Consider the following 15,701-nt stretch of genomic DNA (forward strand, 5'->3'; position numbering starts at 1 on the left):
CCATTTCGTGAAAGACTTATTGAAGTTTCTGAAAGCGCAAACCAAGACCGAAGAGTTTGATGCGATCAAAATTGCTCTGGCCTCTCCAGATATGATCCGTTCGTGGTCATTCGGAGAAGTAAAAAAGCCGGAAACCATTAACTACCGTACGTTCAAACCTGAACGTGACGGCCTTTTTTGTGCTCGTATTTTCGGGCCGGTAAAAGATTACGAATGCTTGTGTGGTAAATACAAGCGCTTGAAACACCGTGGTGTGATTTGTGAGAAGTGTGGTGTTGAGGTTACTCAGACTAAAGTTCGTCGTGAACGTATGGGTCACATTGAACTGGCATCTCCGACCGCTCACATCTGGTTTCTGAAATCACTGCCATCCCGTATCGGTTTGCTGCTGGATATGCCGCTGCGCGACATTGAACGCGTATTGTACTTCGAATCCTATGTAGTTGTTGAAGGTGGCATGACCAGCCTGGAGCGCAGCCAGATCCTGACTGAAGAACAGTATCTGGATGCACTGGAAGAATTCGGTGATGAATTCGACGCCAAAATGGGCGCGGAAGCGATCCAATCTTTGTTGAAAAACATGGATCTGGAAAACGAATGTGAAACCCTGCGTGAAGAGCTGAACGAAACCAACTCTGAAACTAAGCGTAAAAAGCTGACCAAGCGCATTAAGCTGCTGGAAGCCTTCATTCAGTCTGGCAACAAACCAGAGTGGATGGTTCTGACCGTTCTGCCAGTTCTGCCACCGGATCTGCGTCCATTGGTTCCACTGGATGGCGGCCGTTTCGCAACTTCTGACCTGAACGATCTGTATCGTCGCGTTATTAACCGTAACAACCGTCTGAAACGCCTGCTGGATCTGGCTGCGCCAGACATCATCGTACGTAACGAAAAACGTATGTTACAGGAAGCGGTTGATGCGCTGTTGGACAACGGTCGTCGTGGTCGTGCGATTACGGGTTCTAATAAACGTCCTCTGAAATCCCTGGCAGACATGATCAAGGGTAAACAAGGTCGTTTCCGTCAGAACCTGCTGGGTAAACGTGTTGACTACTCAGGCCGTTCTGTAATTACCGTAGGTCCATACCTGCGTCTGCATCAGTGTGGTTTGCCTAAGAAGATGGCGCTGGAGCTGTTCAAGCCATTCATCTACGGTAAGCTGGAACTGCGTGGTTTGGCGACTACCATCAAAGCAGCCAAGAAGATGGTTGAACGCGAAGAAGCGGTTGTATGGGATATCCTTGATGAGGTTATCCGTGAGCACCCGGTTCTGTTGAACCGTGCGCCAACCCTTCACCGTCTGGGTATTCAGGCATTCGAACCGGTTCTGATCGAAGGTAAAGCAATCCAGTTGCACCCGCTGGTGTGTGCGGCTTATAACGCCGACTTCGACGGTGACCAGATGGCTGTTCACGTACCGTTGACACTGGAAGCTCAGTTGGAAGCGCGTGCGCTGATGATGTCTACCAACAACATCCTGTCTCCAGCGAGCGGTGAACCAATCATCGTTCCATCTCAGGACGTTGTATTGGGTCTGTACTACATGACCCGTGACTGTGTTAACGCGAAAGGCGAAGGCATGGTTCTGACCGGCCCTAAAGAAGCAGAACGCGTATACCGCGCAGGTCTGGCTTCTCTGCACGCCCGTGTCAAAGTTCGTATCACTGAAGAAGTGAAAGATGGTGAAGGTAATGTCACTGTCAATACAGGATTGGTTGATACGACTATCGGCCGTGCCATCCTGTGGATGATTGTACCAAAAGGCCTGCCATACTCATTGATTAACCAGCCACTGGGTAAAAAAGCTATCTCTAAGATGCTGAATACCTGTTACCGCGTACTGGGCTTGAAACCAACCGTTATTTTGGCTGACCAGACCATGTATACCGGTTTTGCTTACGCTGCCCGTTCAGGGGTATCCGTAGGTATTGATGACATGGTTATTCCTGAGAAGAAAGAAGGCATCATCGCTGAAGCAGAAGCTGAAGTTGCCGAAATTCAGGAACAGTTCCAGTCAGGTCTGGTAACTGCGGGCGAACGTTATAACAAGGTTATCGATATCTGGGCTGCGGCGAACGAACGTGTTGCTAAAGCGATGATGGAAAACCTTTCTTCTGAAACTGTTATTAACCGTAATGGTGAAGAAGAACAGCAGGTTTCCTTCAATAATATCTTTATGATGGCCGACTCCGGTGCTCGTGGTTCTGCGGCTCAGATCCGTCAGTTGGCGGGTATGCGTGGTCTGATGGCAACTCCTGATGGCTCTATCATCGAAACGCCAATCACTGCGAACTTCCGTGAAGGTCTGAACGTACTCCAGTACTTCATCTCAACCCACGGTGCTCGTAAAGGTCTTGCGGATACCGCATTGAAGACCGCGAACTCCGGTTACCTGACACGTCGTCTGGTTGACGTCGCTCAGGATCTGGTTGTCACTGAAGATGACTGTGGTACTCACGACGGTATTCTGATGACCCCGGTTATTGAGGGTGGTGACGTTAAAGAACCTCTGCGCGAACGTGTACTGGGTCGTGTGACAGCTGAAGACGTTCTGAAACCGGGCTCAGCGGATATTCTGGTTCCACGTAATACACTGTTGAACGAAAAATGGTGTGACCTGTTAGAAGAAAACTCCGTTGACAGCGTGAAAGTACGTTCCGTAGTTAGTTGTGAAACTGACTTCGGTGTTTGTGCGAAATGTTACGGACGTGACCTTGCTCGTGGTCATATCATCAACAAAGGTGAAGCAGTTGGTGTTATCGCGGCACAGTCAATCGGTGAACCAGGTACACAGCTGACGATGCGTACGTTCCACATCGGTGGTGCGGCATCTCGTGCGGCAGCAGAATCCAGCATTCAGGTACGTAACAAAGGTCAGCTGAAACTGACTAACGCAAAATTTGTTACTAACTCTGTGGGCAAACTGGTTATTACTTCCCGTAATACCGAATTGCGTCTGATTGACGACTTCGGTCGTACGAAAGAAAGCTATAAAGTACCTTACGGCGCGGTATTGGCTAAAGGTGATGGTGAAGCAGTAACCGGCGGTGAAACTGTTGCGAACTGGGATCCACACACCATGCCAGTCGTGAGTGAAGTGTCCGGTATCATCCAGTTCTACGACATGGTTGATGGTCAAACCATCACTCGTCAGACGGACGAACTGACGGGTCTGTCATCACTGGTAGTTCTGGATAGTGCAGAGCGTACTGGTAGCGGTAAAGACTTGCGTCCGGCACTGAAAATCGTTGATGCTCAGGGTAACGATGTTCTGATCCCAGGTACAGATATGTCTGCTCAGTACTTCTTGCCGGGTAAAGCGATTGTTCAGCTGGAAGACGGCATGGCTATCTCTGCGGGTGATACGCTGGCGCGTATTCCTCAGGAATCTGGCGGTACGAAAGATATCACCGGTGGTCTGCCACGCGTTGCAGACCTGTTCGAAGCTCGTCGTCCGAAAGAGCCTGCTATCCTGGCAGAGATCAGCGGTATCGTTTCCTTCGGTAAAGAAACCAAAGGTAAACGCCGTCTGGTGATCAGTCCTCTGGATGGTGGTGATGCTTACGAAGAGATGATCCCTAAATGGCGTCAGCTCAACGTGTTCGAAGGTGAGGTTGTTGAACGTGGTGACGTGATCTCCGATGGTCCAGAATCTCCACATGACATTCTGCGTTTGCGTGGTGTTCATGCTGTTGCCCGTTACATCACTAACGAAGTACAGGAAGTTTACCGTCTGCAAGGAGTTAAGATTAACGATAAACACATTGAAGTTATCGTTCGTCAGATGCTGCGTAAAGTTACCATTGCAAGTGCGGGAAGTTCTGAATTCCTTGAAGGCGAGCAGGTTGAATACGCACGCGTTAAAGTTGCTAACCGTAAGCTGGAGCAGGACGGCAAAGTATCTGCGACTTTCCACCGTGATCTGCTGGGTATCACCAAAGCGTCACTGGCAACAGAATCCTTCATTTCTGCGGCGTCGTTCCAGGAAACAACCCGCGTATTGACTGAAGCTGCTGTTGCAGGTAAACGTGATGAACTGCGTGGCCTGAAAGAGAACGTTATTGTGGGCCGTCTGATCCCTGCGGGTACAGGTTATGCTTACCATCAGGATCGTATGCGTCGTCGTCACGAAAATGAAGTGGTTGAAGCACCACAAGTTAGTGTTGACGAAGCCACTGCAAACCTTGCTGAATTGTTGAATGCTGGTTTCGGTAGCAGCAATAACGAGTAAGCTCGTGATGGTGAATAATAGTATACTTAATCAGTATAGCTAATTGTAAAATGCCCTCTCTTGGTAGAGGGCATTTTTTATTGGGTGGAAAATACAAATGAGAAGAATCGTTCATGTTTCTGTAATGGTTTTCTTACTGCCCTTGATATTTTTTCTTAATCCGGCCGCAGCACATCAGCATGACCGATCAGGCTATCTCTATATGGAAGTAACCAGAGACAGTGAAATCTATGCCTGGATTGGTGAACATGTCATTCAGGTTGGACTATTCAAAAAAGGGCAAAACCTGAAAGTGACTCAGGAAGAAGGAGAAGACAGTGATTATTACGAATTCAGCTTTGGTAATGGGAAAGGTTATATTGCTAAAGGTAACTTAAGAGAAATAAAAAAATCTGCATTTCCCATTGACCCTTTTCAGACTCTCAATAAAAAAGCATCTCAAGGCTTGGTTATTTTTAAAGACATTCGAGTCTATAGCACACCGAAAGTAGATAATAAACCCGTCGCAATTTTGGCAGCGGATCTCCGTTATCCAATTTTGGATAAATTACAGGACGCCTCACATCATATTTGGTATGAAATTAATTTAGGCGATCGCTTGGGTTATATTAGTGACCAAGATGCTGAGTTGGATAATGGTATTCCTGTATTGACTTATCACCATATTCTTAATGATAAGGAAAATAAACGTTTTCTCCATACTTCAACAACCACATCTTTGACTGCCTTTCGTGATCAGATGGCTTATCTGAAACAGGCGGGCTATACCACGATTTCATTGTATGAACTGGAAGGATACCTAAATGGAGATATTAACTTGCCAGCTAAAGCCGTTGCTTTGACGTTTGATGATGGATTGAAATCTGTATATCAGTATGCTTATCCAATATTGAAAGAGAATGGACAAAAGGCAACGCTTTTTATTATTTCATCCCGAATTAAACGCCATCCACAGAAATGGAACTCTAATGGCCTGCAATTTTTAAGTCTTTCTGAATTATACTCCATGCAGAACGTTTTTGATTTTCAATCCCATACTCATTTCTTACATCGTTTAGGTAAAAATAAACAACCAATATTATTCAGTCGTTCATACCGCAATATGTTGTATGATTTCGAGCGTTCACGCCGGGCATTATCACAATTTAACCCCCATGTACTTTATCTTTCTTATCCTTTTGGTGGATATAACCAGATAGCGATGAAAGCTGCCAAAAATGCAGGATTTCATTTGGTGGTTACTACAGTTCAGGGAAAAGTAAAATTGGGGGATAATCCCTTCTCTTTGAAACGATTATATATATTACGGACAGACTCTATTGAAAAAATGGCAAAAATGATTTCTAATCAGGCAGATACTGTACCTTTACAGAGTACAGATAACAGGCTGTAAAATATTAATACATTACCATATTTTTAGATATTCATCGTAATTATAAATATGTTTATTACCATATAACTGTGAATAGAAAGTTATCATGCACCTGGTAATTTTTTCCTTACTGTTACGATATGGATCTGACTCAGAATTTATAGGATATAGAAGAGCCTATTCCCTTAGGCCCTGAGTTTAATTATTGAATCTCACGATAACTTTCGTTGAAACAAGCCTATTCTTTGTTTTTTACCATTTTGATAAATGTTTCTCGTGCGCTTGGTGAGCCAAGACGTTCTGCTTCATCTAATAACTTCAGTGCCTTATCAATATCACCACTTCTAATCGCTTTTTTAATAGCTTCATTGAAATACTGTTCAGTATCACCTAAGACTGGTTTGGTTTCCGGTGTAATAGATGATGGCTGAGAAGGAACAGTATTTAGTTGGGTAGAACCAACAGTCACTGTTTTAGGCTCGGATACAGTAAAAGAATGACCAATTAAAATATTTCCGGTATCTCGTTCCGATTTCACTTTCAGCGTTAAAGTACCAGTATCGGTGTGGCGAGCTATCGGATTAGGAATATTAGGCACAGCATTACCGACTCCCTGCGCATAGGCTTTGGCTGGATCAACCATTTCTGTGGATGTTTGTAGATCTGCATGGGTAGTATAAATCAGCATATAAATTTGCTGTTGCCCTAATGCAGGTGTCAGTTTTAATGTTCCCTCAAGCCTGTCTGCTGACATAATACTTGGCTGCTGATAGGTAAAATAATGACTTGGGTAAAACGCAGCAGGACGGAATTGTTCATCAAGCACTAACACATTAGGTGAATAAACCTGCCTATCTTTTATCAGGCTACTCAGGGTTATTTTCAATGCTCCATGATTGGCAGGTAAAGCAAGAGCAGCAACTGCACCCTGGATATTTCCTTGATTAAGCTGAAGTGAGGCGTGACTAAGAATCACTGTTTGCTTGGCGTTAGTATTCACCGGTTGCCATGCTAATTTCTGTAAAACGGAGATGGGTAAAGAAGGCGCAACAGAGTTGCGCTTTCTCAAATCAGTTAGGGTCTTATCAGAAACAGTCTCAGTGACAGCATAAGTCATTGTGGGTATGTTCATACAGAACAAGATACCGAAACAAATAGGAAGTAGCTTGATTCTCATTTTATTACCTTTGCCTGACATTACCACCAAGCCTCAAATTGAGCACCAAACGTGAATTCATCACTCTTACCACGGCTGAAACGGTGTGTTGGTGTGTCAGAATAAGCAACGCCATCGAGATAACCGGCATTTTTATTGGCATAACCCCACTTTTCATTCCATTTGGCATAAGTAACAAATAAACGGATAGCAGGGCGGGACCAGATACTATCCCCAGCCTGCCATTGCTGTGCCAATGTAATTTTGTATTGATTATTTGTTGCTTTGGTGCGTTGAGATTTCACATTGTCATAGCCAGCTTCCATCAACGTACTCATAATGGGGGTCCACTTATACATTGGTCGGACCCCAACCGTATACCATGTGGTGCCGTTACGATTATCGCGATCAATATCCTGATACATAGCCACGTACATCAGATCCCATTTTTTTGCCAGATTGATTGCACCATGATTTAAAATACGCAGCATATGACCATTATTGTTGATGTTGGCTCCTTCTGGACGACCATTATTGCTGGAGGTCATGGAATCAGTTGCATACTGAACGACAAACTTGTTGAATCCCCCCAACACACTTTGTGTGTGTTCAGCCGTTAGCATAACGCCATCTTTGGATGCATTTTTATTCAGATGGTAGCCTTTACGTGTATTAGCACGCCCATAGTCAATCCCTAATTCCAGCGTTCCACCATCATTGATAGCTAAATTAGCAAGCCGAATATCGAAAACATCATTAGAGGTGGAGACATAGCCCTTTTCACCTGCAATCCAGCCAAGTGAGCCACCATTTTCGGTATTGCGAGTCACAGCAAGAGAAAGTTTGCCCAAACCAAGATCAATATTCTCCAAGCCTGCACCAGGGCCAGAGATATCCCAATAATAAAAATCGATCATATGCACATCATGGCGTTGGTAAAAACGCTTACCTGCCCATAAGGTCGATCCGGGCAGCCAATCAATGATATTACTTGCCTTCACATTCATTTCGCGAAGAGCTGGACTAGTTGATTCCCAATCGCTCTTTTGTGCGATGGCATAGGCCAGATTAGTGTCAAAATAAAAGCGCTTGTCACCTTCCTGCCACAATTCTTGCCCTAATTTTAATTCGGCATAGGTTTCACACTCATTGCCGAGGCGGTATTTACTTTGTGCTCCTGTACTTTGAGCACATTTTTGTTCACCTCCACTGCCTGTCCAACCAATACCTGAACGGGCATAACCGTGAAAATCTACCGCAGCGGCCTGTATGGAAAATAATCCAGCCAGTATAGTCAATGAGAGAGGTAAGATACGCATTAATAATTCTCCTGTTATTTTTTATAGAGTAGATTTTAAACTCCTGGTTCTTTATGCAAACGCTGACATGCCGTTCCATCTTCCCGGAACAGATGGCAACGATGAGGAGCTAACCCGATCGTGAAGGTTTCCCCTTCTTCCACGAGAACAATATCAGGCCGGAGATAAACGAGGTTTTGATGGATAGCTGATATGTGGATATGGATTTGCGTTTCATTTCCTAACTGCTCTACTAGCTGTATTGTTCCTTCTAGTGTTACGTCAGCAATATCACTGGGCAGTAGATGTTCCGGGCGAATACCCAGGGATACGTTACTGCCAACGGTGAGGCCTTTACTTTCGACAGGTAGCCAAACATGTTGCCCATTGGGCAGGCTGATTTGCACTTGATCGACGGCGATAGCAGAAACCTTGACGGGCAAGAAATTCATTTTCGGAGAGCCGATAAAACTGGCGACAAACCGGTTGGCAGGATAATGATAAATCTCCAGGGGTTTTCCGACCTGAGCAATATTGCCTGCGTTTAATACGACGATTTTATCTGCCAATGTCATCGCTTCAGTTTGATCATGAGTAACATAGATCATGGTGCGTTTCAGGCGTTTGTGCAGGCGTGAAATTTCAATACGCATTTGGACACGCAGGGCTGCATCCAGATTGGAAAGGGGCTCATCCAGCAAAAAGATATTGGGTTCGGCCACCAGAGTTCGGCCAATAGCAACTCGCTGACGTTGCCCTCCTGATAGCGCTTTTGGACGGCGCTCTAATAGGTGGGCAAGCTGGAGAGTTTCTGCAACTCGCTCTACTCGCTTCTGAATTTCATGCTTTTTAATACCTGCCAGTTTTAAGCCGAAAGACATATTATCTGCCACAGACAGATGGGGGTAGAGCGCATAAGATTGAAAAACCATTCCGATACTGCGTTTGGCAGGAGGTACATCATTTATCCTTTGTCCTGCGCTCAGTAGCTCACCGGAAGTAATATCTTCCAGACCGGCAATCATCCTTAATAAAGTCGATTTTCCACATCCTGATGGGCCGACAAAAACCACGAATTCCCCTTCTTTAATCTCAAGATCGAGATTTTTGAAAATAACATTTTCACCATAAGCCTTAGATACATTACGAAGTGTGACGCTGGACATTTGTTTCCCTCGGAGTTGCCATCCTGGTTTGTAGTGAAAAGCAGATGGCAGGATTGTGTGCAAAATAACAGGAACAAAAATCCTCCATTTCATAGTTTTTTATGGGGGAGGAAGTAGGAGGATGAGATTAATGAAATTGAAAAATTCTTTGATAAGTCATGGAATAAGATGTGATTTTAATCCCAAAAATTGATGCCTTTTTAAGACTAACAGTATGGTTTACAGTGCTTTTGTAATCATGTTCACACTCATTTGATGGGAGGCGTAGGATAGAGGAGGATGAGCCTGTTTTCCATTAATTGCACACTGAGGACTATTTTCTGAAAGTGTAATGAGAAATTTAGTTTAAATTAGTAGACGATGAAAAGGACGGAATGATGACAAAAACAACTTTGAAAGTGAATGTTCGTGCTCTGATGCTTTCCGTTTTATCTACATGCGTACTCTCTGCCCCGGCTTTTGCAAAATTGGAAGAAGGTAAACTGGTAATTTGGATCAATGGGGATAAGGGATATAACGGCCTGTCTCAGGTTGGTGATAAATTTGCGCAGGAAACAGGCATTTCAGTCAGTGTTGAACACCCAGATAAACTAGAAGAAAAGTATTCCCAGATTGCTACAACGGGAGATGGTCCTGATATCATTTTCTGGGCACATGACCGTTTTGGAGGCTATGCACAGTCTGGGCTGTTGGCTGAGGTCACACCTGATAAAAATTTTATGGATAAACTGTTTCCCTTTACCTGGGATGCTGTTCGCCATGATGGCAAGATAGTCGGTTATCCTGTTGCGGTTGAAGCACTTTCCCTTATTTACAATAAGGATCTGCTTAAGTCGCCACCCGCAACATGGGAAGAAATTCCGGCATTGGATAACGAACTAAAAAAGCAGGGAAAGAGTGCAATCATGTTTAACTTACAGGAGCCTTATTTCTCCTGGCCCCTGATTGCTGCTGATGGCGGATATGCTTTTAAAAGGCAGGGCGATACCTACAATATTAAAGATAGTGGTGTAAATCATGCTGGCTCTAAAGCAGGTTTGGCATTTTTAGTCAGCTTGGTAAAAAACAAACATCTCAGTGCGGATATCGATTACTCCATTGCTGAAGCTGCTTTCAATAAAGGCAAAACAGCAATGACTATCAATGGCCCCTGGTCATGGGCGAATATCGATAAAAGTAAGATCAATTACGGTGTCACTCTGTTACCCACTTTTAATGGTCAACCCTCTAAACCTTTTGTTGGTATTTTAACTGCGGGAATTAATGCAGCCAGTCCTAATAAGGAATTGGCGAAAGAGTTTTTGGAAAATTACCTGCTGACTAATGAAGGTTTGGCCATGATGGATAAGGATAAGCCATTAGGCGCTGTAGCGTTGAAGTCCTATCAGGATATCCTTACCAAAGATCCTCGAATTGCTGCCACGATGGAAAATGCTCAGAAAGGGGAAATTATGCCAAATATTTCACAAATGAGCAGTTTCTGGTATGGCATGCGTAGCGCCGTACTCAATTCAATAAGTAATCGACAATCTGTAGATGCGGCTCTCAATGATGCAGAGGCTCGAATAGTAAAATAAACGAATATTAGGCTCCTGATTTCGAAGGAGCTTTTTTTATCTGTTGAGGGACAGGTTTGGTCACTGGATTTCAGTAACAGATTCTGAATAAAGGTCTTTTTGTAACGGGAATAGTTATTAACTGGGATAGTAACAGGAAGTGCATGATGTCAACGAGATTGAACAAAAAAGTATGGTGGTCACGTTCTGTCCTGAAATGGCTTTTCGTGGGGCTGATGGCGGGGATGGGCCTATTTTTTACCGGCTATTTGACTGTGTTGATGTATGCACAAGGTGAATATCTGTTCGCTATGCTGACATTAGTATTACTGGGTAGTGGTATTTATATCTTTGTTAATAGCAGAGCTTATGCCTGGCGTTATACCTATCCGGGTATTGCTGGAATGGCTTTGTTTGTATTGTTTCCACTTATTTGCACCATTGCGATTGCTTTTACAAATTATAGCAGTACCAATCAACTCACCCTTGAGCGGGCTAAGACAGTATTAATGAGTCGTCAATATCAGACAGGAGAATCATTTGATTTCAAGCTTTATCCTGAAGCTGAGCGGTGGGTTTTGGCATTGAGTATCACGGATAGTTCCAAGATATCCAGTTCTAATATATTAGTATCAGAGCCTTTTTCTTTATCTGAATCAGAAAAGGAAGAGATAATTCTGCCATTGCATGAACGAACAGTTGGTTTTGAACATAGCGCTGCTGCATTGCGTATTATCACTCAGAACCGACAGATATTAGGGAAAATTGTGGTGATTTTGCCCGATGGCAGTAAGTTACGTATGAGTTCCCTGCGGCAATTTTCCGGCATACATTCACTTTATACTCTGAGTGAAGATGGTAACACCCTAACTAATAATCAAACTGGTGTGCAATACCGACCAAATATGGAGACGGGATTCTATCAATCCATTAATGCCAAAGGAGGGTGGGGACAAGAGACGTTAAGTCCCGGATTTACTGTTTCTATTGGGTGGAAAAACTTCCTGCGGGTGATACAGGATGAAGGTATCCAAAAACCTTTTCTCTCCATTTTTGTCTGGACGGTGATCTTTTCCCTGTTGACAGTAACATTGACTGTGGCACTGGGTATGATCCTGGCTTGTATTGTGCAGTGGGAAGCTCTTAAAGGCAGGGCAATCTACCGAGTATTACTTATCTTACCGTATGCTGTACCTTCCTTTATTTCCATCCTGATCTTCAAGGGGTTATTTAATCAGAGCTTCGGCGAAATTAACCTGCTGCTTAATGGGGTATTTGGTCTGAAACCGGATTGGTTTACGGATCCGACTCTGGCCAGAACTATGCTGATTATTGTCAATACATGGTTGGGCTATCCCTATATGATGATCCTGTGTATGGGGTTGCTGAAAGCGATTCCTGATGATTTGTATGAAGCATCTGCAATGGATGGTGCAGGACCGTTACAGAATTTCTTCTATATCACGTTCCCTCTGTTAATTAAGCCCCTGATACCATTGATGATTGCCAGCTTTGCTTTTAACTTCAACAACTTTGTTCTGATCCAATTACTCACCAAAGGCGGACCAGATCGTATTGGCACAACAACACCTGCGGGTTATACCGACCTCTTAGTCAGCTATACCTATCGTATTGCGTTTGAAGGTGGTGGGGGACAGGATTTTGGGTTAGCAGCGGCGATAGCAACGTTAATTTTCCTGCTGGTGGGAGCCTTAGCAATCATTAATCTGAAAACCACGCGTATTAAATTTGACTAAGGAGATGGCAACATGGCGATGGTGCAACCTAAATCACAACGGTGGCGAGTATGGGCAACACATATACTCATGCTGACTTTTATCGCTTTGATTTTATTTCCATTACTGATGGTTATTGCTATTTCCTTACGACCGGGAAATTTTGCTACAGGTAGTCTTATTCCAGATACGATTTCCTGGGAGCACTGGAAATTGGCACTTGGCATTAGTGTAGAATCTGCTGATGGGCGTGTCACACCTCCACCATTTCCGGTGATGTTATGGCTATGGAACTCTGTAAAAGTCGCATTTATTACTGCCACGGGTATTGTTGCACTATCAACAACATGTGCTTATGCCTTTGCTCGTATGCGTTTTCGTGGCAAAAGTACCTTGTTGAAAGGAATGCTGATTTTTCAAATGTTCCCTGCTGTTTTGTCATTGGTAGCACTGTATGCTCTGTTTGATCGATTGGGAGAATATATTCCTTTTATTGGTCTGAATACCCATGGCAGTGTGATCTTTGCTTATATGGGGGGAATTGCTCTGCATGTGTGGACGATAAAAGGTTATTTTGAAACGTTAGATCGTTCTTTAGAAGAAGCGGCTATGTTGGATGGAGCGACGTCGTGGCAAGTTTTTCGTTTGATACTTTTGCCTCTTTCTGTACCAATACTGGCGGTTGTATTTATTCTGTCTTTTATTGGAGTGATTACTGAAGTGCCAGTGGCGTCGCTATTGTTAAATGATGTGGGCAATTACACATTAGCTGTGGGTATGCAGCAATATCTTCATCCACAAAATTACCTCTGGGGTGATTTTGCAGCGGCTGCCGTACTTTCTGCTGTGCCTATCACAGTGGTTTTCTTACTTGCTCAGCGCTGGTTAGTGGGAGGATTAACAGCGGGTGGCGTGAAGGGGTGACTATCTAATTAGAAGTCAACCAAAGTAAGGAGAATTTAAGGTGGAACTTCGTACCGGAATAATTGCGGTACGAAGTTCTGATGGTCTTTCCAAAAGGATATGGCTTTTTCAATATCTGCCTGTTGATTACGAAATCGTCCTTCTGTGCTTATCCACTGTTTCCAGCAAGTGATTTACACGCTCATCTTTGAAAATAGCTTCCAATGTAACAGTTAATTTACGTCGCCAGTTCGGGTATTCCCTAGTTGTACCGGGAACATTGACAGGGTGTTCCATGTCCAACCAATCTTCGGGTTGTAAACCTAATAAGGCACTGGCACTGCTGGCGAGATAATAGTGTATGTCATGATTAATGGAGACTGATATCTGTGATGATGATGCCTCTTGCTGCAATTGAATTGGCGTATTTGTTATGAACAATGATTCAGAGAGATAGCCAGAACGGTGTAAACCTGCCAGTAGCTTTTGCTTACAATGTTCGCGTTCATCATATAACTCAGCAAGTAGCGCGTTATCTGGATATAGGCCGATTGATTCCCCCAATTTCAGATCGCCGCTTTGCCAAAACCCGCGTAATGTTGGTAAATCATGGGTGGTGATAGTTGCCATAGCTTGTGTGGTATATTCATCAGGTGACTTAAATTCCCCTTGTCCGTCGCGCTCGAAATAAAATACCTTGTAAGAATAGACCCCATAGTTGCGTAATTTCCCGACAATCTCTTCTGGTACAATCCCTAAATCTTCACCTATCACCATGCAACAGTGGCGCTGACTTTCCAGTGCCAGTATTGCCAACAGATCATCAACGGGATAGTGAACATAAACCCCTTGGGCTGCGCTTTCGCCTTGTGGGATCCACCAAAGCCTGAGCAGCGCCATCACATGATCAATTCGTAATGCACCGCAGTGACGCATATTGCTACGTAGTAATTCAATAAAAGGCTGGTAGTGTTGGGCTTGTAACACATGAGGATTCATCGGTGGAAGTCCCCAGTTTTGCCCTAGTGGTCCCAAAATATCCGGTGGAGCACCAATGGATGCTTCGGTGCAATAGAGCTCCCGGTTCTCCCAGGTTTCTGAACCGCCTTGTGCCACACCAACGGCCAGATCACGGTAGATACCAATTGGCATAGAATTGTTTTGGCTTTCACTGAAACAGTCAGCTAACTGACGGTCAGCTATCCATTGTAGCCAAAGAAAAAATGCTACTTCCTGTGAGTGAGTATGACAAAATTCCTGAACGGTATCACTATCAGGTTCACGATACTTTTCTGGCCAGACGGGCCAACCCCAATAAGCATGGCTTTCACTGTACAGTTTACAGAGCAGGGCATCATAGACAGCCTGTGAATACAGGCTCTTACCACCTTGAGTAATAAATTGCCGGAAAGCGATGTAAAGGGGATCTGCCTCAGTTCGGGTATTGAATTGCTGATAAGCCAAACGTAATGCTGTCATTTTTAATGCCACTACGGTGGAATAATCGACCCATTCTGTTTGGCGGGCATGCTGAAGTTTGTGCTGAGTTTCCGGTGACTGCCACCATGTTTGAGCTTCGGTACTGGATTTAAAGTCTTCCACCTGGTTTACATCAATATAAATAACATTAAGCCAATGGCGGGATGAGGGACTATAAGGGCTGGCATTTTCAGGCATAGCTGGATACATTGCATGTAGCGGATTCAGGCCGATAAAAGCCCCTCCACGTTGTGCCAGTTCTCGCAGCATCTGTTTTAAATCGCCAAAATCGCCGATTCCCCAGTTATTTTCTGAACGCAGGGTATAGAGTTGAACACAGGCTCCCCAAAGTTTATGGCCTTTCTTCAAGGGCTTTGGTTCATAACAGCGTTCTGGTGTGATGATGATCTGCATCCTGTGATGTTGTGTATCGTCTTTTTGCCCTGATATAGGGGTCAAAATAAGAGTGTGGTAACCCAGAGGCAAAGAGGCCGGCAATATGAGTTGATACTGGCAATTTCCATGCAAATCTTCTCCTTGTTCTGTCTGTATCTGCCATTGATATTGTATTGAGCTATCCAAAGTTAAAGTAAATGCCTTGCCCTGCATCAAAACCTCAACTGTGGGTAAAGGTAAAGCAGCTAAGTCAGAAACCGGTCTTTCGACCGGTATATTTGTCCCCATAGCTTGTAAAATTCGATGCCTTATTTGAGCAGGAATAGCCTGTGGTTTCCCGTAAGCATTAATATATTCAGTGGCAATACCAGCCTCAGTTGCCAAATCATCAAGGCATTTATTTTCCAT

Annotated in this window: 9 protein-coding genes; 5 read left to right on the forward strand and 4 right to left on the reverse strand. The window is 44.1% G+C overall.

Features of this window, described 5'->3' with window-relative positions; all coding sequences use genetic code 11:
• The first annotated feature begins 7 nt into the window (after positions 1–7).
• Complete coding sequence (gene rpoC, locus BDD26_RS07415; RefSeq protein WP_038260735.1) at positions 8–4,231, forward strand: DNA-directed RNA polymerase subunit beta'; 4,224 nt, start codon at positions 8–10, stop codon at positions 4,229–4,231.
• Positions 4,232–4,328: 97 nt separating this feature from the next.
• Positions 4,329–5,624, forward strand: a complete 1,296-nt coding sequence (locus BDD26_RS07420) for a polysaccharide deacetylase family protein (RefSeq protein WP_038260733.1) — start codon at positions 4,329–4,331, stop codon at positions 5,622–5,624.
• A gap of 217 nt (positions 5,625–5,841) precedes the next feature.
• On the opposite strand, the gene malM is transcribed toward BDD26_RS07420, so the two are convergent.
• The 3 genes from malM to malK are packed head-to-tail and all read right to left on the reverse strand — an operon-like array spanning position 5,842 to position 9,223.
• Positions 5,842–6,780: a maltose operon protein MalM gene (gene malM, locus BDD26_RS07425; RefSeq protein WP_115827514.1), complete on the reverse strand. Its 939-nt coding sequence runs from the start codon at positions 6,778–6,780 to the stop codon at positions 5,842–5,844.
• Positions 6,781–6,800: 20 nt separating this feature from the next.
• Positions 6,801–8,078 (reverse strand): maltoporin, encoded by a 1,278-nt coding sequence (locus tag BDD26_RS07430; RefSeq protein ID WP_115826059.1) that lies wholly within the window; start codon positions 8,076–8,078, stop codon positions 6,801–6,803.
• Positions 8,079–8,113: 35 nt separating this feature from the next.
• A complete protein-coding gene (malK, locus tag BDD26_RS07435) occupies positions 8,114–9,223 on the reverse strand; it encodes a maltose/maltodextrin ABC transporter ATP-binding protein MalK (RefSeq protein ID WP_038260727.1) in 1,110 nt (369 codons plus the stop codon).
• Between the two features lie 377 nt (positions 9,224–9,600).
• Here malK and malE point away from each other — a divergent pair, with 377 nt between their 5' ends.
• The 3 genes from malE (at position 9,601) to malG (ending at position 13,439) form a co-directional block, all read left to right on the forward strand.
• Positions 9,601–10,800 (forward strand): maltose/maltodextrin ABC transporter substrate-binding protein MalE, encoded by a 1,200-nt coding sequence (gene malE / locus BDD26_RS07440; protein ID WP_038260724.1) that lies wholly within the window; start codon positions 9,601–9,603, stop codon positions 10,798–10,800.
• A 146-nt stretch (positions 10,801–10,946) separates the two neighbouring features.
• Positions 10,947–12,536 carry a maltose ABC transporter permease MalF gene (gene malF / locus BDD26_RS07445; protein WP_115826061.1) on the forward strand — a complete coding sequence of 530 codons (1,590 nt, stop codon included), beginning with the start codon at positions 10,947–10,949 and terminating at the stop codon, positions 12,534–12,536.
• A 12-nt stretch (positions 12,537–12,548) separates the two neighbouring features.
• Complete coding sequence (malG, locus tag BDD26_RS07450) at positions 12,549–13,439, forward strand: maltose ABC transporter permease MalG (RefSeq protein ID WP_038260718.1); 891 nt, start codon at positions 12,549–12,551, stop codon at positions 13,437–13,439.
• A gap of 126 nt (positions 13,440–13,565) precedes the next feature.
• Here malG and malQ read toward each other — a convergent pair whose 3' ends face one another.
• A complete protein-coding gene (gene malQ / locus BDD26_RS07455) occupies positions 13,566–15,701 on the reverse strand; it encodes a 4-alpha-glucanotransferase (protein WP_115826063.1) in 2,136 nt (711 codons plus the stop codon).

The sequence above is a fragment of the Xenorhabdus cabanillasii genome, assembly GCF_003386665.1.
GTDB lineage: Bacteria > Pseudomonadota > Gammaproteobacteria > Enterobacterales > Enterobacteriaceae > Xenorhabdus > Xenorhabdus cabanillasii.

Excerpts from the sequence above, each read along its gene's own strand:
- BDD26_RS07420 (WP_038260733.1), top strand. The coding sequence starts at position 4,329 with ATGAGAAGAATCGTTCATGTTTCTGTAATGGTTTTCTTACTGCCCTTG.
- malM (WP_115827514.1), bottom strand. The coding sequence starts at position 6,780 with ATGAGAATCAAGCTACTTCCTATTTGTTTCGGTATCTTGTTCTGTATG.
- BDD26_RS07430 (WP_115826059.1), bottom strand. The coding sequence starts at position 8,078 with ATGCGTATCTTACCTCTCTCATTGACTATACTGGCTGGATTATTTTCC.
- malK (WP_038260727.1), bottom strand. The coding sequence starts at position 9,223 with ATGTCCAGCGTCACACTTCGTAATGTATCTAAGGCTTATGGTGAAAAT.
- malE (WP_038260724.1), top strand. The coding sequence starts at position 9,601 with ATGACAAAAACAACTTTGAAAGTGAATGTTCGTGCTCTGATGCTTTCC.
- malF (WP_115826061.1), top strand. The coding sequence starts at position 10,947 with ATGTCAACGAGATTGAACAAAAAAGTATGGTGGTCACGTTCTGTCCTG.
- malG (WP_038260718.1), top strand. The coding sequence starts at position 12,549 with ATGGCGATGGTGCAACCTAAATCACAACGGTGGCGAGTATGGGCAACA.
- malQ (WP_115826063.1), bottom strand. The coding sequence starts at position 15,701 with ATGGAAAATAAATGCCTTGATGATTTGGCAACTGAGGCTGGTATTGCC.